General features: G+C 59.4%; 20 protein-coding genes. 5 read left to right on the top strand and 15 right to left on the bottom strand.

What is annotated here, in order from left to right; translation table 11 throughout:
• The first annotated feature begins 11 nt into the window (after positions 1–11).
• Complete coding sequence (gene ssb / locus G5S37_RS22035) at positions 12–569, top strand: single-stranded DNA-binding protein (RefSeq protein ID WP_165206691.1); 558 nt, start codon at positions 12–14, stop codon at positions 567–569.
• A gap of 363 nt (positions 570–932) precedes the next feature.
• Here ssb and G5S37_RS22030 read toward each other — a convergent pair whose 3' ends face one another.
• From G5S37_RS22030 to G5S37_RS21975, 12 genes are all read right to left on the bottom strand, one after another.
• A complete protein-coding gene (locus tag G5S37_RS22030; protein WP_165206689.1) occupies positions 933–1,460 on the bottom strand; it encodes an RDD family protein in 528 nt (175 codons plus the stop codon).
• A gap of 393 nt (positions 1,461–1,853) precedes the next feature.
• Positions 1,854–4,193, bottom strand: coding sequence for an autotransporter-associated beta strand repeat-containing protein (locus G5S37_RS22025; protein ID WP_165206687.1), 2,340 nt, complete (start codon positions 4,191–4,193; stop codon positions 1,854–1,856).
• Between the two features lie 518 nt (positions 4,194–4,711).
• A complete protein-coding gene (locus tag G5S37_RS22020; protein WP_165206685.1) occupies positions 4,712–5,710 on the bottom strand; it encodes a hypothetical protein in 999 nt (332 codons plus the stop codon).
• A gap of 487 nt (positions 5,711–6,197) precedes the next feature.
• Entirely contained in the window at positions 6,198–6,362 is a 165-nt protein-coding gene (locus tag G5S37_RS22015; RefSeq protein ID WP_165206683.1) for a hypothetical protein, read from the bottom strand.
• 205 nt (positions 6,363–6,567) lie between these two features.
• Entirely contained in the window at positions 6,568–7,032 is a 465-nt protein-coding gene (locus G5S37_RS22010; RefSeq protein WP_165206681.1) for a hydrocarbon-binding protein, read from the bottom strand.
• A 106-nt stretch (positions 7,033–7,138) separates the two neighbouring features.
• Positions 7,139–7,501 (bottom strand): roadblock/LC7 domain-containing protein, encoded by a 363-nt coding sequence (locus G5S37_RS22005; RefSeq protein ID WP_165206679.1) that lies wholly within the window; start codon positions 7,499–7,501, stop codon positions 7,139–7,141.
• A 124-nt stretch (positions 7,502–7,625) separates the two neighbouring features.
• Positions 7,626–8,156 (bottom strand): ATP/GTP-binding protein, encoded by a 531-nt coding sequence (locus G5S37_RS22000; RefSeq protein ID WP_165206677.1) that lies wholly within the window; start codon positions 8,154–8,156, stop codon positions 7,626–7,628.
• A 125-nt stretch (positions 8,157–8,281) separates the two neighbouring features.
• Positions 8,282–10,687, bottom strand: coding sequence for an autotransporter-associated beta strand repeat-containing protein (locus G5S37_RS21995; protein WP_165206675.1), 2,406 nt, complete (start codon positions 10,685–10,687; stop codon positions 8,282–8,284).
• Positions 10,688–11,191: 504 nt separating this feature from the next.
• A complete protein-coding gene (locus G5S37_RS21990) occupies positions 11,192–12,415 on the bottom strand; it encodes an FAD-dependent oxidoreductase (RefSeq protein ID WP_165206673.1) in 1,224 nt (407 codons plus the stop codon).
• 399 nt (positions 12,416–12,814) lie between these two features.
• Complete coding sequence (locus tag G5S37_RS21985) at positions 12,815–13,870, bottom strand: glucose-6-phosphate dehydrogenase assembly protein OpcA (protein WP_165206671.1); 1,056 nt, start codon at positions 13,868–13,870, stop codon at positions 12,815–12,817.
• A 23-nt stretch (positions 13,871–13,893) separates the two neighbouring features.
• Positions 13,894–15,432, bottom strand: coding sequence for a glucose-6-phosphate dehydrogenase (zwf, locus tag G5S37_RS21980; RefSeq protein ID WP_165206669.1), 1,539 nt, complete (start codon positions 15,430–15,432; stop codon positions 13,894–13,896).
• 153 nt (positions 15,433–15,585) lie between these two features.
• Positions 15,586–16,311, bottom strand: a complete 726-nt coding sequence (locus tag G5S37_RS21975) for an MBL fold metallo-hydrolase (protein ID WP_165206668.1) — start codon at positions 16,309–16,311, stop codon at positions 15,586–15,588.
• A 210-nt stretch (positions 16,312–16,521) separates the two neighbouring features.
• On the opposite strand from G5S37_RS21975, the gene G5S37_RS21970 reads away from it, so the two are divergent.
• Entirely contained in the window at positions 16,522–17,535 is a 1,014-nt protein-coding gene (locus G5S37_RS21970; RefSeq protein WP_165206666.1) for a bile acid:sodium symporter family protein, read from the top strand.
• A 46-nt stretch (positions 17,536–17,581) separates the two neighbouring features.
• Positions 17,582–18,871 carry a hypothetical protein gene (locus tag G5S37_RS21965; protein ID WP_206026100.1) on the top strand — a complete coding sequence of 430 codons (1,290 nt, stop codon included), beginning with the start codon at positions 17,582–17,584 and terminating at the stop codon, positions 18,869–18,871.
• A gap of 162 nt (positions 18,872–19,033) precedes the next feature.
• Here the strand turns inward: G5S37_RS21965 and G5S37_RS32890 are convergent, their stop codons facing one another.
• From G5S37_RS32890 to G5S37_RS21950, 3 genes are all read right to left on the bottom strand, one after another.
• Entirely contained in the window at positions 19,034–21,295 is a 2,262-nt protein-coding gene (locus tag G5S37_RS32890; protein WP_343229871.1) for a serine hydroxymethyltransferase, read from the bottom strand.
• A 229-nt stretch (positions 21,296–21,524) separates the two neighbouring features.
• Positions 21,525–22,073 (bottom strand): hypothetical protein, encoded by a 549-nt coding sequence (locus G5S37_RS21955; RefSeq protein ID WP_165206664.1) that lies wholly within the window; start codon positions 22,071–22,073, stop codon positions 21,525–21,527.
• 110 nt (positions 22,074–22,183) lie between these two features.
• Complete coding sequence (locus tag G5S37_RS21950) at positions 22,184–22,774, bottom strand: DUF6642 family protein (protein ID WP_165206662.1); 591 nt, start codon at positions 22,772–22,774, stop codon at positions 22,184–22,186.
• Between the two features lie 247 nt (positions 22,775–23,021).
• Here G5S37_RS21950 and G5S37_RS21945 point away from each other — a divergent pair, with 247 nt between their 5' ends.
• Positions 23,022–23,402, top strand: coding sequence for a Dabb family protein (locus G5S37_RS21945; RefSeq protein WP_165206660.1), 381 nt, complete (start codon positions 23,022–23,024; stop codon positions 23,400–23,402).
• Positions 23,403–23,423: 21 nt separating this feature from the next.
• Complete coding sequence (locus G5S37_RS21940; RefSeq protein ID WP_165206658.1) at positions 23,424–26,006, top strand: hypothetical protein; 2,583 nt, start codon at positions 23,424–23,426, stop codon at positions 26,004–26,006.
• Positions 26,007–26,008 lie beyond the last annotated feature (2 nt).

Here is a 26,008-nt window from a genome sequence, read left to right as displayed (position 1 = left end):
CTCGCTCCGCTATGGCCTCCTACAACAAAGTGATGCTCATGGGGAATCTCACGCGGGATCCCGAAGTCCGGTATACACCCAAGGGCAGCGCTGTGGCCGATCTGGCCATTGCGGTGAACCGCTCGTACACCGCGGACAACGGCGAAAAGCGTGAAGAGGTGACCTATGTGGACGTGGTGCTCTGGGCGCGCCTGGCTGAGATTGCCAACCAGTATCTGCGCAAGGGCAGCCCCGTCTTCATCGAAGGTCGTCTCCAGATGGACTCATGGGAGGACAAGCAGACCGGCCAGAAGCGCAGTCGTCTGCGTGTCGTCGGTGAAATCATGCAGATGCTTGGCGGCAAGCGTGATGGCAGCGACGAGCAGGGTGGTGGTGGCAGCGGCGGTGGCGGTGGTGGAAACTACCAGCAGCGCCCGCAGCAGCAGTACCGCAGCGGCGGCGGCGGTGGCGGTGGTGGCAGCGCTCCCCAGCGTGGAGGCCAGCCCGCACGCCAGTCCCAGCCTGCGAATGACGAGTACGGCGAGGGACCCATCACCGATGGCCTCGAGGACGACGACATTCCGTTCTGATGCGCTGAGACATCAGTACATACCTTTTGAAAAACCGGAGTTCGCTCCGGTTTTTTTGTGCCTGCATCTCATGCGTTGAGAACGAGGCGAGTTAAAGGCAGGTCTTGAAGGGCGGCGAACTTACCCAGTGCGTTGCGACAGGCCCAAGGATCGGGAACGCCTCGTTCCCGTCAGCGGTCACCATGCTTGGTGATCTTGCATGTCGAGCACCTCCCGCGTTTCCAAAAGTGTGCTTCGGCGGATACACGCCATAAAGCCCGTCACCCACGGGAACGAGGCGTTCCCGATCCTTGGGCCTGTGCCATGTTCGTGCTCCATGGATACGCTTGTCGCATGAACCACTCCAGGTAGTTCGAAGCGCGACTAGCCCGCTTCTCCCTGTTGTTGTGAATCCGTTCTGGACCCGTGGTGCAAGGTCGTCTCCAGGCCCTCCAGATGCAAGGGGCGGTCGGGCGCATGGACCGGAGCCTGTAGGGCGTGGTCACGCATCACGTAGGTCTGGGCCAGACGGTCTCCCCATCGTTCCTGTCCATCGATGCACAGGAGCACGAGTTCAATCATCGGCATCAGCGGAATGAAGAGGATGCAATTGCGAATAGCGCTCTGCATATGGGTGCAGGGCCTGCGATGACGTGCGTCGAAGACTCGAATGCCCACGAGGCGTTTCCCCAAGGCATGGCCCTCGAAGTAGGAGTCACCGAAAATGCGGTAACCCAGCGCAACCGCCAGCACCATCACAAAGACAAGCATGCCGCCCACGCTTTCCAAATTCAGCAAGTTGCCTGAGGCAAAGATCACCGCCGACGCGACCACGGAGTCAATGCCGTGGGCAACGACTCGTTGGACGACGGATGCGGTTTCATATTCGGTAGGGTGGGGTTCCTCGCTCATACGTGGGCGCGCGAAGTTTGCTCGAAAATTGAGGCGTCTGTCAATATGGAAGGGTTTGATTCAGCAGACGCGAGCAGTTTCAACATGTCTTCCCCCCTTCAAAGGAGCGAGGACACTCTTGTCCGCCATCCCTGACGTACCACCTTCTTTCATCCGGCAGGCAAGGCATATCCCTCACCAGCTGCTCCAGAGGCGTCGCTCGTAGCTTCCACGTGAAGGAGGTCGCAGCGGCACAGAACGGCGGACAAGAGTGTCCACGTTCCTTGCCCAAGGCTTCGCTCCTGGCACCGAGGCAGCCAATACTGCATGCTTTACACACAAAAAACTCCGACCCTTTCGGGTCGGAGTTTGCAGGGTTAGAAGCCTGGGGGGCTTTAAATTGTCGAAACGTCTTTACGCGGCTTGCTGCCTGAGGCGGAGAGCGCCCCGGCGTGTGAACCAGCTGCGCTCGCTCCAGCCCACGATGCCCAGGAGCAAGAGCGCGGTCATCACGGTGGCAGGCTCAGGTACGGGAGCGATTTCTCCCGAACCGAAGGTCACTTCGCCGGTGTTGTTGCCCGTCCACTGGCCAATGCCCAGCAGTCCCGTGCCAGCGCCGCTGAAGAACTGAATCGAGTTGAGTTGAGCCAGAGTGAGGCTCGTGTTGTTGTCTTGCGTGCCGAAGTAGATTCGGTCTCCCAGGTTATAGTTGTAGATGGACAGGGTCCCGTTCCAGCTGGCCGCACCGGAGAGGGCAAACTGGAGGATGTTGTTGCTGCCGGTTCCCAAATCGATGATGGAGTTTCCGGAGAGAGTAAGCGCGCCCAAGGTCTCCGTGTGATTGCTCAAGCCTGCGGCGAAGGCGAGCGTGCTGCCGGCCTGCAGGGTGATAGCCGCGGAGTCGTTGATCTTGCTGCTGCCGGCGGTGCCGGAGAACATGAGAGTGCCACCATTGGCGACCACAACGCTGGAGGTCTGGGAAAGGGAGCCCGAGACATTGAGCGTGCCATTCGAGACCGTGGTGGCGCCCGCATAGGTGCTGGTGCCCGAAGCCAGCATGGTGCCGGTGCCCAGCTTGGTCAGGCCGCCATTCGTGATGTTGGCGCTTACGGAGAGTTGTCCAGAGGCCACGTTGAAGTCACGGGTGCCGCCATCGAGGTTGACCGTTCCTGCATTGGTACCCACACCCGCAGTGGCAATGCTCGAGTTGCCCGTGCTGGTCACCGAACTCCGAAGCGTAAGGTTGCCAGCGGTGGTGTTGCTCGCGTTCAGGGTCAGGGAGGCGTTGTTGATTTCCAGTCCAGCGCCACCAGCGAGGACGACCAGGTTGCCGCCGGCTTCCACGGTGTTGGTTCCACCACTGATCACCACGTGCGCATCTTCCACGCTGCCGCCGGAGTTGATGGTGTTTGTGCCGCCAGCCCAGGTGACGGAAGCTCCCGTGCCCGTCAGTTTGCCAGCACCTGTGGTGAAGGTGCCGCCCTGGTTCACGAGGGTGCCCACGGTTTCGTTCTTCCCGTTGAGGTTGAAAGAGCCGTCACTCTTGATGGTGACGGAGGCGTTATCGTTGATCTGTTCGTTCTTATCCAATCGCACGACAGCGCTGCCTGAGGCGCCGGTGCCGTCTCCGACTTCCAGATTCTTCACGGTGCCGCTGTCTGCCGCAGCACGGTCCAAGACGAGTGTACCATTCTCCACCACCGTCACACCGTTGTAGGAGTTGGCATCAGTGCCGTTGAAGGTCAGTGTACCGGTCCCCGTCTTGGTCACTCCGCCAGCTCCCGCCAGGGAAGAGGACACGCTGGAGGAGATACCGGAGCCGACTTCGATGATGGCCCCGCCCGAGAGGACTTGGATGTCCCCAGCTTCGAAGCCAGTGCCAATGAGAGCTCCATTCGTGCGGGCTTTGAGGATGCCTCCATCGATATTGAAGGCTTCAGTTCCGAGTCCTCCCACGATACTATTCACTTCGAGTACCCCGCGAGCACCAGCGGTGCCGTTCAGGTTCAGGGTGCCTGAGCCCGTAACCAGGGAAAGGTTCACGGTCGTCCCCAGGTAGCGTCCGCCATTCTCGATGGTGAGTTGTGCGGTGCCACTTCTGCCAATGGCAATGCCGGAGGTGTTGGACAAGAGCGAGCCAGCACCTGACACGAGTATCGTTCCATTCGAACCGGCGGCATATCCCATGACGGACGCTCCGTTGGCGGCTACCTCGCCTCCGCCAGTGATGTTGAGGGTGCCTTGGCCACTGTTTCCGACGGTCAGACCACCGTTGCTAATGGTCCATTTGGCGCCGGCGCCTGTGACGTTGACCGTGCCCACGCTACCAGTTGATTGACCGATGATCCCGCCGCCAGAGCTTTGAACTACTTCGCCGCCATCGTGAATCGTCAGGGTTCCGGTGCCAGCCATGCCCACGTAGATATCCCCACTGGCCGTCCAAACTCCGGGGCTTCCTTGATCCTCCACAATCACGGTGGCCGTCCTGCCCGAGTCAACGCCAATGATGGCGCTTGCGGAGACTACGCTTTTGCCTTTCACGGTCGCCGTGACCGTCGTTGGGACCACTGCGGTACTTCCAAAGTGCACGACCGTGCTCGACGTAGGGACTCCGTTGGGAGTCCATTCATTGCCGGCGCCGTTGCTGTTCCAGGTCCCGTTGGTAGAATTCCACACGGACTGGCCTTGGGCTGCGATGGCGAGCAGAAGGGTGGCCGCGCTGACAAGGCCCTGAACCGTTCCTCTCGTCCACATCCGGCCTCCGGGTTGCGATTTGAAATTATTTCCCTTCATAATATTTAATGGGCTGTTTGTTCCCGTGCGGAGAAACCCCAATTCTTGAGCAAAGGTTTAGTCCTCAATTTTAGCCATGACTACACAAAATTTATGAATGGAACGTAGGATTTGGCTTACAAAGAAGGCCTTGCGCTGAGTGTTACGTGATGAACAGCTTGTTCACTAAATGTTGGAGGCCAACAACTTGAGGCTAAATTTTGCGTCTGCTACGCATCGCTGAGTCGACTGTGCAGATTTAGGCCCCAGAGGGATCCCCGCCCAGTCCAAGCGCTAAATGTCGCTGTAGGAGGTGGGCTCAGGGCCCGTGAGGGCCATTCAATCCAAAGGTGAAGCGTGAGGCCAAGTTAAAGGAGCGCGGACACTCTTGTCCGCTATCCCTGACGCACCACCTCCTTTCACCTGGCAGGCAAGGCCACATTCCACCATCTGCTCTAAAGGCGTCACCAGTACCTTCCACATCGAGGACGTCGCTGCGCTCACGTCCCGGGCGCTTCACCGAGCACGCGGATTTTTCCTGTCTTCACGTCCAGCAACCGGAAGGTCTTCTTTCCGTCCTCATCACTGTGCGTGAGGAAGAAGACCTTGGACTCATCCGCCGAGGAGCAGAGATTGAAGATGGAGGCCAGCGATTCCTTGATGGGAATCACCTTGAGCGATTGCAGGACGGTGGCTGCCTGTTTCCAACGCGCAGGCACGCCGATGGGCAGCTTCTCAAGAGGCCCCTCTGGTCCCAGGTGCACACTGGGCTTGGGTATCTGCACGAGGAAGGCCTCCACTTCATTGGCCACCGTCATCACGAGCGATTTCCCCGCTGGGGCGATGTCCATGAGGGTGAAGGAGGAGCCTGGGTTGTTTCTTTCGTATTGAAGCACCGCGAGAGGTGCGGCGCGCCACACGTCGAGGGAGAGTCCTTCCTCAACTGTGCTGGTCAGTCCCGCCCAGAGATCACTGTCGCTGGAAAAGAAGAAGCGGCCTTCAGCATCATAGACCGCGGAGAACATGGCCGGCGCGTCCTTCGCATCGACCAGTTCCATCTCGCCCTTGGGAAGGGCGCGAAGATGAAATGCACTGTCTGTCTCAGACTCACCTCCGAAGGTCTCCGCAAGCAGGTCACCGGAGGAAGGATCCGCGTTGATGTCGGTGAACTCACCGTGCTCCAGGGTGAGTACCTTCCGTGCAGTCGCGTATCCTGGTTTCCAAAGGAAGAGTCTTTTCGAAGTGGCCAGCCAGAATAGCCCTTCCTTCGCCGGGGAAATGGAGTGCAAATCCTCCCCTTCAATTTGCTTGCCGAGATCGACCACGGTGGTCTTGCCGTCCGCGAGTGAAATGGACCAGATCTTGGCGCCATCATGAGGCAGGGCGATGACGGTATTCCCATCCTCCGTGAAGGCGGCTTCGCCCGCGTGGAGGGGAGAGGTGAAGACATGGCCGCACACAGCAGCCGCCAGCAACAGCAGAGAAGCGAAGGGCCTCATCGCGACACGCTGTGGCGCAACTCGGGAAGAGCGTCAAATCAATGTTGCGTCAGGATAAACAACCGGGATGGGACGAACAGGGAAAGCGACGCTGCACATCAGCTCAACGTTCCAAGTCGCTTTGCGTCGTGGAGTGCGGTGGCATAGGCCTCCCTTGAGGCCGCGACACCGCTTTGAACGGAGGTGTCACGTACCGAAGTTCTGGATGGATTCATTGGAATCCAGCATCCGAAGAACCTCAGCGGAAAGTATCTTGGCGATTGGACCGTGATACCGCTTCATGATGCTCCGCTTCTCCGTTCAATGCGGTGTCGCGCTAACGCTTGCCACACGCACTCCACGACGCAAAGCGCTCTTTCCATGTGTCAGATGAAAGCGAACCGAGGTCATGTTCGATGTGCCCGCAATTCTCCATCCCATAACCTGACGCACATGTTGAGGGCGCATCACGCCGCCTTGAGTCTGCGGCGGACTGCGCCACGCCGCCTCACGACTCGGGCGCTTCACCGAGCACCCGGATTTTTCCCGTCTTCACATCCAGCAATCGGAAGGTCTTGTTCCCATCCTCATCGCTCTGCGCGAAGAAGAATACCTTGGTCTCATCCGGAGACGAACAGCGATGGAGCCGGTGGCATAAGGCGCGATGCGCCATGCTTTGCGTCCTCCACCCATCCCGGCGCAGGCATCGTGGTCGCTGCCGGCTTCGCAGATTGCTGTCATACCAGTCACCAAAGGCGGAAGGTATTGCTGGGTGGGCGGCGAGCTCACACCACACGTGTTACTGTGCTGGGCTTCTTTTCGAATTGGACGGAGTTCAAAAAGAAGCCCAACCGTATGTAGTACCTATTGATTTCCTATTAGTACGGGTTCAGCAAGAGGTCGTCGGTGGGAGATCCATCTGTGATTTTAGCAACATGTGTTCCAGCGAGCGCTTTGCCCGTCATAGCCTCTACAGCTCCCAGCACGGCGCCAAGAGTGAAAGTACAGCGTCGAGTACTCCCTGGTGCCTCGGATGCCATGCAAACAGTATCTTCAGTTTTGATAAGATAACCACCTTCCGGTGTCTCCGACATTTCCAGGATTGAACAGAGTTTGGTGCCTTTTTTGCCAAAGACCTCATCCAAAGTTTCGGTCATCTTACCAACATCTGGATTACTGCCGGTGAGGCCCAGTGAATCGGCAACATCTTTTCCACGCTTGCGTCCCGCAGCGATCAGCGCAGCAGCGGTACCGTCGGCTCCAAGGATATCCTCCATGCCAACAATGGCGGCTCTGAAACAAATGATGCTCATGAAGTCATCCAAATTTTTGCGTAATTTCATAGTGCGTTTTTGTTTTGAGTTTTTGCGCTAAGAGTTTGCTAAATCTTGTTTGCAACAAGTTCGTAGAGTTCATCGCCCGAGCGCAATTCCACTGGTCCGTTCTACTTTAGCCGAATATGGCGGCAATTTTCTTAGCCGCGTCACGACATTCGAGATTTATCAATCCGACGTTTGCTCCTGTTACTGCATAAACAGCCAGAACCCCTTTGGGGCCGGTCGAATACACGTAAATCTGGCCAGAATTTCCCGTCACAGAGGTTTCGCTGAGATCTCCGGCGGAGAAGGTATCGCAGATTCTCATCCCCAAGCCGAGCGCGGTCGCAATCATTGCGGCCATGCGGTTAGCGTCCCCTTTCGTATTACTGGCAATTACCAATCCATCTATTGATGCTACAAGTGATCCCTGAATTTCAGGGACAGCGCTACGAAGTCTTTGAAGGACTCCTTCGAGTTCAGCATTAAGTGCCATATGTATTTATTTCTTAGTTTGACCGAACTTTATTTATTCAGCAGCACGTTTCGACGTGTTGACTGATTCTTAGCCTGTCGGTCGGCAGGCGAAAAAAAATTTCACAGAGATGCTGCGGCTTCTCCTAGTTCGGCATGTTTTTCGCAGAACCATTGATGGCCGCGAAGAGCTCGTAGAGGATGTCTATACACTCACCGTGATCAGTAGCGTTTAGACCGAGCACAAGGTGTTTCGGCAGGTCTAAATAATCGGCGACATCGCCGGGGCTCCAGACTCGATCCAAATCCTGTCGTGTCACCCCTACGATGAAAGGAATAGTGATTTGACTTGTGATATAGTCGAGGATTAGACGGGCATTTGGAAGGTCTTGAGGGCGATCACCAGCAACGAGAAACATCATTCCATGAGCTCCTTCGCAGAGCACGTCCCACATGAAATTGAATCGTTCCTGTCCCGGTGTGCCGAAAAGATGAATGGGGTAGCCGTCAATTACCAGAGAACCGAAGTCCATGGCGACCGTGGTAGTGGGCTTTCCAATATCTTCAGTAGAGGGCACATCGGTATCCACTACTTCTGTTTCGGAAAGAAGTCGTATGAATGTGGTTTTACCAGCGCCCACGGGACCTGAGACGACCAATTTGAGAAGAGGATGCATTATATTAGAAACTGCGCTGGATATAGTTATGCGTTACTTCAACGGACTTTTGCCTGGCCTCCGCGGAAGAATCCTCGGTTGCCAGAGTTCTGAGTCCGACGGTCTCGTCTTGCTTCTGACGATCATCAGGCGGTCTGCAGTCTGCGACGTACAGCACCCCGGCGACTGAGCCAGCCGCGTTCTCCCCAGCCGATCACTCCCAGCAGCAGGAGCGCGCTCATCACGCTCGCAGGCTCAGGCACAGGGGCGATTTCTCCGCCGATTCCCGACCCCACGACCACCTGTCCGGAATTGTTTCCTGTCCATTGCCCGGTACCCAGCAGTCCGGTGCCCGCGCCGCTGTAGAACGTGATCGAGTCGAGTTGCTCCTGCGTGAGGCTCACGATGCTGTCCTGCGTACCGAAGTAGATCTGATGACCTGGCTGGTAGTTGTAAATCGAAAGCGTGCCTGTCCAATCGATCGCACCTGAAATCGCGAAGCGCAGGATGTTGTTCGAGCTGCCCACGCCAAAGTCGACGATTGAGTCCCCCGAGAGTGTGAGCTGGCCCATGGTCTCCGTGTGGTTGGTCAAGCCTGCGTCGAAGGCAACGGTGCTTCCATCCTGCAGCGTGACTGCTGCTGCGTCGTTCACCTTGCTGCTGCCAGCAGTGCCGGACAGCATGAGCGTTCCACCATCGGCGACCACGACACTGCTTGTCTTGGAAAGGCTGCCCGTGACGTTGAGAGTGCCTTCCGAGATCGTTGTGGTTCCCGCATAAGTGCTGTTCCCCGAGACCACCATGGTGCCTGTACCCAGCTTGGTCAGTCCGCCATTGGTGATGTCGGCGCTCACGGCAAGTTGTCCGGAGACCACGTTGAAGTCGCGGGTGCCGCCATCAAGGTTGACCGTTCCTGCATTGGTACCCACACCCGCGGTGGCAATGCTTGAGTTGCCGGTGCTGGTCACGTCTCCGCGAAGCGTGAGGCTACCTGCCGCACCTTTGCTTGAGTTCAGAGTCACCGAGGCATTGTTGAGTTCCAGTCCTTCGCCACCAGCGAGTACTTTCAGATTGCCTCCAGCTTCCACGGTGTTGGTGCCACCGGAGATGACCACGTGGTCAGACTCCACGGTTCCTCCTGAGTTGATGGTGTTGGTGCCACCGGCAAAGGTGACGGAGTCTCCCGCAGTAAGCTTGCCGGCACCTGTGGTGAAAGAGCCGCCCTGGTTCACAAGGCTGCCCACAGTCTCGGTCTTGCCGTTGAGTTGGAATGCGCCGTCACTCTTGATGGTGACGGAGGCGTCATTCTTGATCTGTTCGTTTTTGTCCAGTCGCACCACAGCGCTGCCTGCCGCGCCCGTGCCGTCTCCGACTTCCAGATTTCTCACGGTGCCACTGTCGGCCGCCGTGCGCGCCAGCACCAGGGTGCCCTCCTGCACAGCCGTCGTACCTTGGTAGGTGTTTGCAGTCGAGGAATTGAGAGTCAGGGTGCCGTTCCCTGTTTTGGTCAGGCCACCGGTACCTTCCATGGCAGTCGTGATGGAGGTGGAAAGCCCTGTTCCGACTTCAATGTACGCCCCGCCTGCGAGGATCTGAAGGTCGCCTTTCTCGAAGCCCTGGAACAGGCTCCCGGATTCCCGGGCCTTGAGGACACCCCCATCAAAATTGATGGTGCCGGATCCCTCTCCCTCCAAGATACTGCCCACCTCAAGGACTCCGCGAGCTCCGGTGGTGCCTTTCAGGTTCAGGGTGCCTTCACCCGATCCTTCTTTGCCAAGGATCACCTCGTTCGCCAGGACACGTCCGCCGTTCTCGATGGTGAGTTGCCCCACGCCCTCGTAGCCGACTTTGATGGTTTCGCTGCTGCCGGACCACTGCGATCCTGCCCCCGTCACCAACACGGTCCCGGTGGCGCATTCCGCGACTCCAATCTTCACATAGTCTGTGAAGGTGACCACACCCCCGCTGCTGATCGTCAGGGAGCCCTGGCCTTCGTTCGCAATGGTCATGCCGCCCGTGATGTTCCACTTGGAGCCGGTGCCAGTCACGGTGACGGTGCCTACTCCATCACTTTGTTGACCGATGTTCGCTCCGCCGGTGGTGACCTTGACTTCGCCGCCACTCCGGATGGTCAGGGTGCCGGTACCAGCATCGCCCACGGTCATGGTTCCGCTGGCCGTCCAGAGGCCGGCATTTCCACCAGTGTCTTGCACGATCACGGTGGCCGTTTTGCCCGAGCTGTAGCCGATGCTGGCGCCCGCGGAGACCACGCTATTGCCGTTCACCGTTGCCTGCACCGTGGACGAACTCACCGATGAGCTGCCAAATCGGACTGACGTGCTCGAGGTGGGAACGCCTCTGGGGCTCCAGGCGTTGCCGTTGCTGTTATTCCAGTTCCCGTTGGAGGAGGTCCAGGTGGCAGTTTGCTCGGTAGCAAAGGCGCACAGGGTGGTCGTGGCGGCAAGGATAGCTTGGAGGAAGGCGAGCTTGAGAAAACCTTGCCCCAGAATCCCGGAAGCCTTGAAGGCTGGCGCCTTGAATCCATGGACCATTCCAGGAGCCGACAACTGACTCCTGAGCTCTTTCTTGATACGACTTCCCTGCATACTGTTTCGTAGGGCACCTGCTTTTCGTGAATCGAGAAGCATTGGCTCTAAGCAAACGTTTAGGTGTTTGATTTAGGCGGTCCACCGGTTTTTAACATTTTTGTTAGTCTGGGATTGCGCGGGTGACTCGCCCGTCACGCCGGTCAGGAGTGTGTGCCGACGGTCAGGTCCATGATCCCGAGCAGGGGAGCGAGGGACTGGGCAAAGGAGCGTGGACACTCTTGTCCGCCGTTCTGTTGCGCAGCGACCTCCAGCATGCGGAAATGACTGGTGACACCCCTGAAGCAGCGGGTGGCATGTGGCCTTGCCTGCCCGATGAAAGAGGGTGGTGCGTCAGGGATGGCGGACAAGAGTGTACACGCTCCTTTGCAATGCCCCAGCGCTTCACCTTGGGATTGAATGGCCCCTCACAGGTCTCCCACCAAGGTCTGTTTCCAGCTCTTCTCGGTATCAACCACCATGCCGGTCAAAGCGATAGAGGTCGCTGTACGCATTGGAGTTCCCCAGAACGTGATCGCGTAGGATCTCGGCAGCGAGCACGCTGTAGGTGATCCCGTTTCCGCCGAACCCCAGGGCAAACGAAGCGCGCGGGAACTCGGGGAGCTGGCCGATGTAGGCCAGCCCGTCTTCAGTCTCGCCGAAGGTGCCTGCCCAGCAGAAGGCTGGCTCAAGCTTGATGTGGGGAAACAAATGTCGGAACTTCCTCTGCAGCGTCGCGGACTTCGCGGCGATCATTCCATCGCGTTTCTCCGGATCGCGGAAGTCCTCGTCCTCACCGCCAATCAACACACGATGGTCATCGGTGGTGCGGATGTAGAGATAGGGGTCCGCCTTCTCCCAGAGAAGACAGTTCTCGTGCCAGAGATGCTTCAGTTTCCCGGCGGGCATGGGTTCGCTCACGAAGGCGAAGGTACTGTGCAGCTTCACCAGCTTGCGGTCGCTGAGTTGCTTGAACTCATAACCCGTGGCGAAGATGATGTGTTTCGCGCGGATGGTGCAGTCCCGATTCGTCTTCACCAGGACCTGCCTGCCACTGACGCGGTAATCGCTGAGTTCCGTGCGATCAAAGACACGCAGGCCAAAGTCTGTCTGCGCTTTCTCCAGCAAGCGATGTGTGAGACGAAATGCATCCACCTGCGCGCCGTCCTGGGAATAGAGCGCGCAGGGGCGCTGGAATTTCATGTGCCGCTTCACGTCGCGAGCGCTCCACCACTCGAGCTTGAAGCCTGCCTCTGCACGCGCCGTGTACTCGTGCTTCATGAATGCGGTGTCACTGGCGCGCTTCGCCATGAAGAGACTTGGCTTGAGCGAGAAGCCGCAGTCGTCGTCCAGTTTCTGAGTGAGGTCGCGAAGTTTGTAGATGGCATCCCGACAGGAGCGGTAGCAGCGCGCGGCCGTCTCTTCACCCAAGCGCTCCTTCAGTTCGACGAGCGGGGTGTCGATTTCATACTGCAGCAGCGCCGTGCTGGCAGAAGTACTGCCCCAGCCGATGTCGCGTCGATCCAGCACCACCGTGGAAATGCCGGCCTCCGAGAGATGGTACCCCACCAGCGCTCCGGTGATGCCACCACCCACGACGACCACGTCACAGCGCAGGTCTTTGTCGAGCGCGGGATAGGCATTCAGAATGCCATTGCGAACGAGCCAGAAGGCGTGCCCAGAGCGGAGATCCATGAGGTGTGCTGCCTGGGAATCGGCAGCACACGTGAGGTCGCGTGTCTGATGGCGGATGTTTGCTCCAGCTTGGTGTGGAGCATATGCCCTTCGCGGTGATTGATGATGCCCAGTCGAAGCTATTCCGCTCACCATGCCATTTGAGGCAAACGTCCCTCCACCAAAGATGCGGTAGGGATGCGCTCCTGCGCGTCCGACTTCAGGTGGGCGGAGGAGGTGCGGAGCTGCGGCACCAAACGGCCTCGCCACGTGCCATCACCCACCACCACCGCCCGCTATCTACGGACGCGCAGGAGCGCATCCCTACCGTCATTTTTTTGGAGGGGCGTTAAGGTGCAGGGCCAATGGTGCCTCAGGGACTTGAGTGCGTATTCGCTTCGACAATACACTCGCTGGCATTCACCCCAACAATCCCCGCAGCATCGGAATCATCTGCCCGTACAGGCTCTGGCCACCGAGGCGGCTGAGTTGCTCAGTGATCAACTCCACATCCGTGACGAGGTCCGCCGGAAGCATCTGCTCGTGATGGTGGCCACCGATGGAGACATCCGTCTTGATGTACGCGGTGCCGCAGTCGCGGGATACCTTGAAGCAGGCATTCTCCGAGCACAGCGTGACGGACTGCACCGCTTCGCTGCCGCTGCTGCTGCTTTCGGTGAGGTACACTTCAATCACCTGACCTTCGGGTTGCTGGAGGCGGATGCTGCCGTTCTCCGTACCCAGGGTGCACTTCAGGCGCACACCGAGCCACGCCACGAGGAGCAGTGCGCTGATGCGCTGGCCGGGACAGTGGCTGATTTCCATCTTCTTCAGCTTCGAAAGCTCGGCGAGAGCCGTCGCATCCGAGAAGCAGGAGGCAATAGCGGTACGGAAAAGGTGCGAGCGCAGCCAGCTCAGGTCATACACGCGGAACTTCGAGGTCTTCTCCGTCAGCGCGGTGTGCAGGATCGCCATGTCACGAGCGGGGTCGGTCCAGGTCGCGCTGTCGAAGAACAGCAGGTCCATCACGCTGTAGAAGCGCTCGTTGAAGTTCGAGCTGAGCTCACCCTGCCACCAGCAGAAGAGGGGAAGGTCGGAATCGAGGTGCGCGAAGACGATGTTGCGCACCTGGTTCATGTTGCCGCCTTCGAGCACGAAGGAGACCTGCTCGCTGCACACGGACTTGTGTCCTTCGTGAAGCTGGCAGTGGGCTGTGACCCAGGCGCGGGCCTTGGGTTCACCCTCGGAAGGCAGGACGAGAATCAGCAGGCCACGGCAGGCGTGTTCCAGCGTGATTTCTTCGAGCCGGCGGGTGTTGTCGTCCAGAGACTCGGGGTCCTCGCTGTAAATGGCGAAGTTCATGAGCGAGGCTTTGGTCCTCGCTTCATCCTGACCCCAGAGTTCCTTCAGGGCCTTGTCCACGCGTCCAAGCGGGACTTCCTGACCGAGTGTGGAAGTGTCGAGTACGATGCTCATGACTGGATAAGTTTACTTACGAGTCAAAGGCGGCGCCATACACGGCCATCTGCCTGCAGGAGTTCATCTGCTTCCTTGGGACCCCAGGAGCCGGCGGGATACTCGCACATGGGCGGAGGATTGCCGGACTTGTGCCAGGCGTTCTCGAGTTCGTCGATGAAGGCCCATGCGTTCTCCACTTCGTCGCGACGGGCGAAAAGCGTGGCGTCACCCGCCATGGCGTCGAGCAGGAGGCGCTCATACGCTTCCGGGCTGGCCTTGCCGAAGCTGGTGCTGTAGCGGAAGTCCATCTTCACGGGCTGCATGAGGAGCTGCACGCCGGGGAGCTTCGAGAGCATGCGCAGGGAGATGCCTTCATCCGGCTGGATGCGAATGACAAGCACATTGCGCGTGCCGCGCTGTTCAAGCGTGGGGAAGGGGACCTGGGGTGGTGCCTTGAAGTGGATGGAGATTTCCGTGGCCTTCTTCGGGAGCTGCTTGCCCACACGCACGTAGAAGGGCACGCCCTGCCAGCGCCAGGTGTCCACAAAGAGGCGCAGCGCCACGTAGGACTCGGTCTTGGACTCGGGATTCACGCGGTCTTCCTGGCGGTAACCCACGCGCTCCACGCCATCCACGCTGCCCGCGGTGTACTGGGCGCGCACGATGTTCTTCGCGACTTCCTCCGGTCCCTTGTAGCGGCGCAGGGAGCGGATGACCTTCACCTTCTCGTCACGCACGGCATCGGCGCCGAGGTCGCTCGGGGGTTCCATGGCCACGAGACTCAGAAGCTGGAAGAGGTGATTCTGCACCATGTCACGCAGGGCGCCGGCGGTGTCGTAGTAGCCACCGCGTCCGCCTTCCATGCCCAGGTTTTCCGCGCAGGTGATCTGCACGTGGTCGATGTAAGTGCTGTTCCAGAGCGGCTCGAACATCACGTTGGCAAAGCGCAGCACCATGATGTTCTGCGCGGTCTCCTTGCCGAGGTAGTGGTCGATACGGTAGGTGTCCTTTTCCGCGAAGACATCGTTCACCACCTGGTTCAGGCGGCGGGCGGTGGCCAGGTCCTTGCCGAAGGGCTTTTCGCACACGACACGGGCCCACTTGCCCTGGGGGCCTTCGTTCAGGCCGCTCTGCTTGAGCATGAGCATGATTTCGTCGAAGAACTCCGGAGCGCTCGCGAGGTAGAAGAGGCGATTGGCGGGCACGCCACGCTCTTCGTCGAACTTGTCGAGGAGGGCCTTCAGGGACTTGTAGCCTTCGAGATCCTGGAACTCGCTCTTGTGATAGTGGATGCTCGCTCCAAAGCTGGCCCAGAGAGCCGGGTCATGGCCTTGGCGGGAATGCTTCTTGTTCGCCTCTTCCAGTTCCGCACGGAAGCCTTCGTCCGTCTTCTCGCGACGCGCAAAGCCCACCACCTTGGCCTGCGGGGGAAGGTCGCCGCCTGCGGCCAGGTTGTAGAGCGCCGGGATGAGCTTGCGATGCGTCAGGTCGCCGGTGGCGCCGAAGATGACCACGGTGCAGGGCTCCGCGCGGTGGCGCTGGATAAGCGTTTCCTGGAAGGGATTTTCGAGTTCTGACATGGAGTGTGTGCTGACGGGGGATGCCGCCGTGGAAGCCAGCAGCGGGGTGGGCAGACTAGCCCGCACCCCTGCAATGCGCAACTCACGAGGGCGTGAGAAGCAAGCAGGGACCATGAAAGCTATTCATGGGCCGAATGAGGGGAAGGGGAGCGTTTAGGCCCCGTCAAAGTTCTCCCGGATGACCCCGCCTAAGTCGTTCAGAAGCCGGTCGCAAGCCCCGGTGTAGGAGGAGCCGTGCATGACGGCGAGCGTCTGCGGTTTCAGCTCAGCAAGCCGGCGCAGGACGCCCTCCGTCTGGCGGGTGTAGGGCATGTAGCCGGAGAGCGGACCCTGGTTGAGGCGATTCATGCCCTCGCGGGTGCGGTCGATGAGGTCCGCCTCCGTAAGTGGCTCGGTGTTTCCAAAGTGGTGAAACAGGTCTGAGCAGAAGAGGGTCTTCTGGGTTTCCTCAATCAGCACGCCCGCATCCCAGCCGTGGGGGATGTGGGGCGACTGGTGGAAACGGAAGTGGTACTTGCCGGTGGTGAGCACATCCTCCTGCGTCATGCCACGCGCCGGGCGGGAGGAGAAGTCATCCACAGACACCAGCTTGCCAACGAGAGTGCATACAGGTTGGGCTTGCGGGGCAAGTTCCAGCCAGTCATTCAGGGAGCCGCACTCATCGGACTCGAAGTGGCTCCAGCCAATCCACTTCAGCGTGGCCGGGTCGATGATGCTGGCAACGGCGTCCTTCAGCAGGGGAAACATGGCCCTCAGCCCCGTGTGGAACAGCAGGGGCTCCTCATCCCGCACCAGGAAGTGATTGAACTGCATGTCGTAGTCTGCGGCATAGACCGAGAGCCGAAACACATCTGGAGCGATTTCATCAATGGCTGTCATGGCGGTGGGAGGGTGAGTGGATGACCGGGCACAGTGAGCGTGGGAAGGTTCGCGGGCTTCAGGCGTTCGTCGAGTGTAAAGATGAAACCCTTTGGTCATGGCTTTGGGAGTGGTCGTCCGTGTGGCGGAGGCCGGTTTCATTCTGTCTTGCCTCTCCGGTGCCTCTCGCTTCCATGGAGCTTCGTATCCCTCCTCTCACTGGAATCCGTTTTGAAACCCGCCCCTGCATCGTCACCACCCGTCCATTGGCTGCGTGCCAATGGCTTCATCATTGGACTGGGCATCGCTGTGCTGCTGGCGTTCCTGATTCCCGGGCCGGGTTCACGGCATGGCGTGCTGCATCCGGATATCCTGAATAATGTCGGCATCGCGACCATCCTGTTCCTGCAGGGGCTATCGCTCGCCATCGAGCGGATCAAGAGCGGCGCGGCGAACTGGCGTCTGCATCTGGTCATCCAGGCTTTCACCTTCCTTATCTTCCCCCTGGTGGGATTGGGAATGAACTATGTGCTGCCCAAGGTTTGGGCCACGGCTCCGGGTTCCATCCTGGATGGCTTTCTGTACTTGTGCGTGTTGCCCTCCACCATCTCCACCTCAGTGGTGCTCACGGCGGTAGCACGTGGGAATACACCAGGTGCCTTGTTCAATGCCGCGCTGTCGAACATCATCGGCGTGGTGCTCACCCCCGTGCTCGTGCACCTGCTCATGCAGCGCAGCGGCGCGGGCGCGGCGATGGAGTTTGGGCCGCTGCTGCTGAAGATCTCGCTGCTCACGTTGCTGCCCTTTGGCGTGGGTATGCTGCTGCGTCCGCGACTCAAGGACTGGGTGGATGCGCACAAGAAATGGAGCGCGCGCCTCTCGAACGGCATCATCCTGTTTATCGTTTACACCGCCTTCTGCGACTCGATTGAGGAAGATATCTGGCATCGTCATGGGGCGTGGCTGACGGTGCAGACCATCGCCGCGGTGATGGTGCTCTTCACCTTGGTGTCACTGCTCGTGCATGTGTCCTGCCGCGCGCTGAAGCTGAATCGTGAGGACTACATTGCTGCCTACTTCTGCTCTGTGAAGAAGACTCTCGCGATGGGCGTACCGCTGGCCATGCTCATCTTTGGAGAACGCGCGGACCTTTCGCTGATTCTGCTGCCGATTATGTTTTACCATCCGCTGCAGTTGTTCATCAACGGGCTGCTGGCGAATCAGTGGGCGAAGCGACAAGCGTGAGACTGGCTTGTCGCAAGCCAGTGCCTGTTCCAGAGTGAAACCAGTCATGAAAGTCTTCTCCGCATGCCTTCTCTCCCTTTCACTCACCCTCACCTTCACCGCCGGAAACGTGAGCGCTGCTGATGCTGCTTCTGAATGTGTGGCGGTAGTGACTGGCACGCCCGGTCTCGTGGCGTTTTGGGATTTTGTGAAGCGTGAGCCTGAGGGCGCGCATCGTTTCACGGCGCATGTGCCCAAGGGTGCCTCCACGGATTATCCGCTGGATGCTGCGAATTACATCCGCGACTACTGGGGCGCAGGACGCGAGGCGACGTATGCCGACTTTCCCCAGCTCGGGCGCGGGCCGTTTGGCGAGGCCATTCGCATCGTGAAGGAGACCGACCCGGATTTCCGCCCCTTCCTCTTTGTGCCTCGTTCAAGGTTGCATGATACGCCTCTGGACATCAAAGGTGCGGGCAAGTCGGTGACCGTGGTGGTGTGGGCCATCCGCGAAAGTGGCAATCACGCGCTGGCAGGCATCTGGCATGAGGGCACGGATTTGCAGCAGAAGGAAACGGCCAGCATCGCGAAGGTGGAGCGCGGCCAGCGGCAGTACGCGCTCTTTGCCGGCTTGAACAAAGTGGGCAGCGCCTGCGGCCATGTGTCTGAAAACGGCGCGAGTTCCTTCCTCAACAAGTATGCCCTGCACAAGTGCAACTCCGTCGGCGCATCGCCCGAAGTTCCCGCGGATGCTCCTGCGACCACGCTGGATGCTTCCTGGCAGTGCTTCGCGACCACGTTTCATGATGCCACGGATGAACTCATCGGTTGGCTGAATGGCAAGTCAGGCCAGCGCTGGCTGGAGAATCCCAAACAGGACAAGCTCATCTCCTCCGCCTACCAGGCCTACATGCAGGGCCACTATGCGAAGCTGCCCGGCAAGCAGGAGGGTGAGGATGAATCCTTCCCGAAAGACCAGTACTACAACCCACCAGAGGACAAGCCGGTGCACGTGGATGTGGTGAGGGAACAAGGCAACGAGCGCGTCGAGGTACGTGAGTATCGCTACACGAAAGTGGAAGTGACGTTGCTCGACGGTAAGGAGGTGTCACGCGATCTGGTAGGGCTGAGCTTGAATCCGTGGTGGTATCCGCACGGCATCTACACGCCGAAGGATGCGCAGAGTGGTGGGCCCTTCACCATCGGTCGTGTGATCCACAGCAGCCGCAGCGTCGGGTTCACGGGATGGATTGGCGGCGTGGCGGTGTTTGATCGGGCTCTGAGCGCGGAGGAGCTGGCGAAGTTGTCGGCGATTCGGAGTGCGCCGCCAGTAGTGGGGACAAGTGTTGCGAAGTAAGACAAAAATCTGGAGCAAAAGAACAGGCAACAGCCCCCGATCCTTGGAGGCTCGCGCCTCATTTCGCTTCGCAGTCCAAACACAAAAAATGGGGGCAAGAATGCCCCCACTCCTTGAGGCCTCTGCGCGCTCGCGAAGAGGCTTGTCGATTCACAGCGCCACTTACGGCAGCGGGAACCGCTTGTTCAGCTCTGCCACTTCGCCGCGAATCTTCGCCAGCACTTCAGGCTTCTCACGGCCTTCGAGTGCGGCGTGGATCCATGCGGCGATTTGCTTCATCTCGGCTTCCTTCATGCCGCGGGTCGTGACGGCAGGGGTGCCGACGCGGATGCCGCCGCCGAGGGTGATCTTCTCGGTGTCGAAGGGAATGCCGTTCTTGTTCACGGTGATGCCGGCGTGGTCGAGTGTCTCGGAGGCGATCTTGCCGTTCAGGCCACGAGGACGAAGGTCCACGAGCATGAGATGATTGTCCGTGCCACCGCTCACGATGCGGTAGCCGAGCGCACCCAGTTCTGCGGCGAGCGCCTGGGCGTTCTTCACGATCTGCTGCTGGTACGCCTTGAAGCCGGGCTGGAGCGCTTCGTGGAAGCAGACGGCCTTGGCCGCGATCACGTGCATGAGCGGGCCGCCTTGAGTTCCGGGGAAGACCATGGCGTTGATCTTCTTCGCGAGGTCTTCCTGGTTGGTCAGTACGATGCCGCCGCGCGGGCCTCGCAGGCTCTTGTGCGTGGTGGAAGTGACGAAGTCCGCATACGGCATCGGAGAAGGATGCACGCCACCGGCCACGAGACCGGCGATGTGGGCCATGTCCACGAAGAGATAAGCGCCCACGCTCTTGGCGATTTCCGCCATGCGGGCGAAGTCAATCACACGCGGATACGCGCTGGCGCCGGCGGTAATCATCTTGGGCTTCACTTCCTGCGCCTGCTTGGCAAGGGCATCGTAGTCGATGCGCTCATCCTTCTCGCTCACGCCGTAATGCGTCACTTCGTAGAACTTGCCGCTGAAGTTCGCACTGTGGCCGTGCGTAAGGTGGCCGCCGTGGGCCAGGTTCATGGTCAAAATCTTGTCGCCGGGCTGCAGCACGCTGAAGTACACCGCCGCATTGGCCTGTGAGCCGGAATGCGGCTGCACGTTCGCATACTTCGCACCGAAGAGTTCGCACACGCGGTCGATGGCCAGCTGCTCGGCCTTGTCCACTTCCTCACAGCCACCGTACCAGCGGCGTGCGGGATAGCCTTCGGCATACTTGTTCGTGAGGCAGGAACCCTGCGCAGCCTGCACGGCGCGGCTGGCGAAGTTTTCGCTCGCGATGAGTTCGATGTTGCCCTGCTGACGCTGCTCTTCGCCCTCGATGACATCCGCGATGGCGGGGTCCTTCTGGCGGACCACATCCGCAGCGCGCTTGCGCAGGGAGTTCATCTTGCCCACGCGGCGCAGGTGGCGTTCGCCGCTGGCGGTGGGAGTGGAAATGAAGGCCTCAAGAATCGCGATGCCCTCCGCCGTGGAGGTCGTGGTGCCGGCAAGGCAGAGCACGTTGGAGGAGTTGTGCTCGCGGGTGATGGCGGCGGTCTTCGCATCATGCACCAGCGCAGCCTGGATGCCAGGGTGGCGATTCGCCGTGATGCTCATGCCGATGCCGGTGGTGCACACCAGCACGCCTGCGTCCGCTTCACCACTCAGCACGCGGGCGCACACTTCTTCCGCGAAGTCGGGGAAGTCGACGCTGTCTTTTCCATGCGTGCCGAGGTCATGCACCGTCTTCCCAATGCCACGGAGGTGCGCCACGAGTGCGTCCTTCAGTTCCACGCCACCGTGGTCAGAGCCCAGTGCGATGCTCTGCACGAGCGCGTCGGAGGAGTTGGCGGCGGAGGGTTCGATGGCGCTGGCGGAGGAGTGCATGGTCTGGGCAGTCGGTGTGGTCGCGGTGGCGGTGGGTTGGTGGTTCTTATCGAAAGTCTGGTCGATGTAAGCGAGGATGGTCGGGAGGAGCTTTTGCAGCGTCTTGAGCGTCTGCTCGTAGTCGCGGCGGCTCCCGCCAAAGGGATCGATGATGTCCCGCCCGCGGATGCTGTCATCCGGTGAGAACTCACTGAGCAGGTACACCTTGTCCGCCACTTCCGGGTACATCATCTCGATGGCGTGGAGATGCCCCGCGCTCATGGCGAAGATGTGGGTCACGTCCCTGAGCAGGTCCGGACAGATCTGCCGGCTGCGGTGGCCGGAAAGGTCGAAGCCCAACTGCTTCAGGAGCTGTACCGTATGGGTGCTGGGGAAATCTCCCTCATGCGCGCCGACACCGGCAGAGAGGACATCGTAATCCACGCGCTCCGCCACCATGCCACGAAAGAGCGCCTCCGCCATGGGGCTCCGGCAGGTGTTGCCAGTGCAGACGAAGAGGACGCGTTTCAGGACGGAGGACACAAGTGAGCGGGAAAGAGCAGGCGGCTGCGGAAGGGGATGGACAACTTGCTCCGCTCAGGGGATTTGTCAAAAGCGGGAGAGTATCGGGGAGGGGAGCCTGCGTTCCGGCTGGAACGAACGCGGGGCAGGCCAGCGACTGCCAGCCTGCCCCACACCGCGTATTCAGAAGTCAGAAGTTCAGAAAACCGAGCAGGACAGAACACAGAACGTCCTGCCTGCTATTCGGTCCCTACTCCTTGATCTCTTCCACGGTCACGTTCTTGACCGCCATCGTGCCGTCCCCGGGAGGGAAGACAAGCGCGAGGTCGAGTCCCGTGGGCTTCTTGATGCCCCGAATCTCCGCAGTCAATGTGACCCAGCCGCCACCTGGCGCGACCTTGGTCAGCTTGTAGTTGAAGGAGTCATCCTTGAGCCGGATATGGAAGTCAGACTTGGGATGTACCAGTCCGGTCCAGGTGACATTCCCGTTGGGGGAGAAGTCGACGTCCGAAATGGAGCGGGACTTGTCGTTGAGCACGTAGTCCGAAGAGGCCTGTACCTGCAGGGACACCTTGATGCGCTTCACGGTCGGCGCCATCCGGAAGGATTGCTTGAGCTCCGAAAAGTTGTTTTTGGAGAGTGCGACGCTGATTACGTTTTCTCCTTCGACCTTCTCGGCCTTGCCATCTCCCTGCCACTTGTTCTTACCGGCGGCGAAGTTTCCGTTTTCCAGGTCTGCCAAGGCGACGGGCGAGAGCGCGAGCAACATCAAGGCGGGGAGCAAAAAGTGTTTTTTCATAAATGAATGGAGGTGAATTGATGAGACGATGGAGCGTATCGAAAATAATTGCCTGCGCCAAGGCACTTTTTCGACGGGATGTCTAAATAAAGACAATCCTAGGCAAATAGCTAACTAGCGCCGTTGGCTCCGCCGCCGAGTGCGGGGAAGGCCTGGAGCCCGGTGAGCTCCATCAAGTCCGGATAGTTCTTCAGCAGATGCTTCCAGAGCGCGCCCAGATCGCGGTAGTACTGGAGCCAGCGCAGCAGGAGTAGATCCATCACCGCACCTTCCGTCCAGTCGACGAGCTTGGTGTAGCCCATGACCATGGCCACGCCGGTGGCTTCGACGAATTGGGTGAGCTGGTCTTCATCGATCATCACCGTGCTGCAACTGGCGACATGCACCACCCAGCCGCGGAAGCGTTTGCCCATCATCTTCGCCAGCGCTTTCAAGTTCACCAGCTTGTCGCCGAGCTCGATCTTCCCGGTCACGCCATGGAAGGCGAGCACGAGGATGCCGTAGGACGGCTTGCGTTTAAAGAGGCCGAGGTTGTGCTCGAGTTCCTCCTGCGTGTTGCACGTCAGGTAGATGAATTTTGCCGAGGTCGTGCGCGCGGTCAGCTCCAGAATTGGCAGCACGCTGAGGCGGTTTTCCAAGTCCTCATCCCACAACGATTCCAGGCAAGCGATGTTCTTGAGGTATTTGGGGACGCGCGGCATGATCTCTTCGCAGTTGGATACGCAACTAAAGATGAATTGGGCGGGAACCTTGTGATTTGTCGGTCACAGAGCCTCGGGCGTATCGATGGCTTGAAAGATAGGCGTTCACGTAACACATTGCCGAGGAGGAAGTTGTGACGATGGTGGACGGCTTATTTTGGCTCGCCGGATTGTAAACAAAGTGAAGTGACCCATGATCTTATGCGGTGCTGATTGACTCCCGTCGGGCCGTGCGTTTGCTCCGTGTATGAAAACGTTGCCTGCCTTCCTTACTGCTGTACTGGTTTTCCTGATGACCGCTGCTTCCGTCTCCGCCGCTGATACTCCGTACCGCCACGTCGTTCTCTTCAAGTTCAAGGATGGCACCACGCCTGAACAGGTGAAGTCCGTGGAGGACGCCTTCCGTGCGCTGCCGGGCAAGATTGACACCATTGTGGACTTCGAGTTCGGCACGAACGTGAGTCCCGAGGGCAAGGACGGTGGTTTCACCCACTGCTTCTTTTTGACTTTCAAGGACAAGGCCGGACTGGAAGTTTACCTCCCGCATCCGGCGCACAAGGAGTTTGGCGCCACGCTTCGTCCCTACTTGGACAAGGTGCTGGTGGTTGACTACGTCGCGGGTAAGTAATCGCATCCCGCAGCCTCCAGCATGCCCTCTACCGTCAACGGAATCGGCACAACGTACGCCGGCAAGAAGAACGTCACTACCCGGCGCGCCAGCTGCGCGAGTTGCGGAAGGCAGGCGGTGATGGAGTCCTATGACACGCGTCTTTGGTTCTGCCTCGTCTTCATCCCGCTGATTCCGCTGAAGCGCATACGGGTGCTGGACATGTGTCCGAGCTGTCGTGTGCATCGCGTGGTGAATCCTGCGGAGTATGAGGCGGGGAAGCAGCTCCATGTGTCCGGGGCGGTGGAGGAATTTCGCAAGCAGCCGACGCCGCAAAATGCGCTGAAGGTCCATGCGGCGATGCTCGCATTCCACGAAAACGATCGCGCTGCGGAGTTCCGTGCCGGTGCGGACGAGATCGTGGGGCGGGATGCGCAAGCCCTGGCAGAGCTCGGCGGGCAATTGCTGGGAACGCACCAGGCGGAAGCGGCGTGGCCCTACTTTGAGCGGGCTCATACCCTGCGACCGGACCTTCCCCAGGCGCGTGCCGGGCTGGCCTACAAGAAGCTGGGAGAAGGCAGGCTTGAGGAGGCTCATGCCTTGCTGGATTTCATGGAGAAGCCGGGCGCGTCACAGGTTTATGACCTCCATCCTCTCCTAGTCCTCGCTGAGAAGTATCATGCGACCGGCAAACGCGAGGAAGCCCTGAAGTTCTACAAGCATCTGCTGGAAGAACTTCCGCATCTCAAAGAGAACCGCCACATCCGGGGCGTCGTGCTTCAGCTGGAGAAGAGCGTGGGAGATGGCTCGCCCTCGGCGATTCCCAAGCAGCCATTCTCGATTCGCCGAATCTTCAGCAAAGACCCGCATGTTAATCCTCCCATGGTGCGCATTGGTGCATGGGCGGGTGTCATTGCGCTATGCGTGGGCATCATCGCGCTTGTCTGGAACGATCATCAGCGGCGCCATCGCATGCTTTATGTGATCAATGAACTTCCGGGCGCGGTGAAGGTATCGATCGATGATGGTGCTGCCATCAGTGTGCCGGAGGGAGGGCGTGGAGTTCTCTCATTCGTGGAAGGCGTGCACCGCATCACGGTCTCTGGTTCCACGAAGGAAAGCCACGAGGCGACCATGACCAGCCCCTACCTTTCCCGGTGGGGAAATGATCCCGTGTGGGTGCTCAATGTGGGCCAGGCTGCTCCGATTGTCCGCTACTCCATGACCTATGCGGAGGAAAGCCAGCTTAAGGATGTGCAGCCCGATGCGGATGTGCTCTACAAGGATGCAGTCTCATTCGTGCCCCACGTGGACTACTTGTTCACGCCACCTCCTGAGCAGTTGCGCGTGGAAAACAAACGGGAGCGCGTTGTGAAGCAGTGCCTGCAACTCGACGATGACTGGACCACGGCCGTGGGAGCTGTCTACGACCCGGCAAAGCCCGGTAAAACGCTGGACCTTCTCAAGTGGTGTGTGACCCATGACAAAGGCGGCTCGAAGATGCTGGTGGCCTACCTTCAGCTGGCAGCCAAGCACGGGAAGGAGGCGGAGGCGCAAAAGACACTGGAGGAGGAGCTGGACAAGGTCCCGCTGCATGTGGAGGTGCACCGCGTGATGCAGGAGAGCGATCCCAGTCCGGAGCGCTTGCAGAAGCTTGCGGCGCAGTATGCCAGCGTGCTCAAGGAACATCCGAATGACGCGTCTGCCTTGTACTTGAGTGGTCGCCTGGCCAAGGAACCGAAAGAGGCGCAGGCCTTGTTTGGAAAGTCTCGTGAAGCGGATCCAGAAAATCCCTGGCCGTGCCTCGCCCTCGCGTACGATGCCGCGGGAAGAGCAGATTGGGAAAAGGCCGCGTCTCTCATGGAGCTCGTCGTCAAAAAGAAGCCGGAGGATGGAGGTGATTTCCTTTTCGAGTGTCTTCTGGGTTGTGGACGCATCGACGAGATCCACAAGTCGCTAAGTGCCAAGGTACGCTCGAAGAGCCTCTATGAGGCTCAGCACGCGGTCCTTGACCGGGTGTTGGTTTACTCCTTGAACAAGGAAGATGAAAAAGCGGAGAAAGCCATTCGCCAGCTTCGTTCCCACGGGCTTTCCATCGATCGTTCCAACTACACCGTGCCCGAGTTCGTGACGCTGGGCCGGGCTTACGCGTTTGGTGAGTTCGACGAGCTTCTGGCCGGGGCGCAGAAGGCAGGCGGGGACTACGCCGGGTATGCATTCGCGGCCTATTGTGAAAAACGCGCACTAGCGGATGCCCTTGCCATGGTGCAGGTGGAAAAATTCCCCATCGATCCCCTGGGGTGTCTGGCCTTGAGTACGGTCGCGGAACTCTCGAACAATTCCGTGGAAAGTGAACGCTGGAGAGGCAAGGCCGTGACTCTTTTGGAGGAGTCCAAGGACAAGGATCTCTTGGCCATCGCCGGAGTATTGAAGCTGGAAACTCTATCCTCCCTGGATCCTGTGCTGGAGCTCTCGTGGAGCGCCCGGGAGAAGGCGTTGCTTTGTGTCGTCCTGGCATCACGCCATCAGGATAAACGGCAGGACCTTCTGGCATTGGCGCGCAAGCTCAATGTGGTGCCTCGCTGGCCTTACCACCTGGTGCGTGCTGTGACCGGTGAATCCTAGTC

The organism is Roseimicrobium sp. ORNL1 (genome assembly GCF_011044495.1).
In the GTDB taxonomy this organism is placed as follows: Bacteria; Verrucomicrobiota; Verrucomicrobiia; order Verrucomicrobiales; family Verrucomicrobiaceae; genus Roseimicrobium.
Note: the sequence above shows the minus strand (reverse complement) of the source record. Positions and strands in the feature narration are given on the sequence as shown.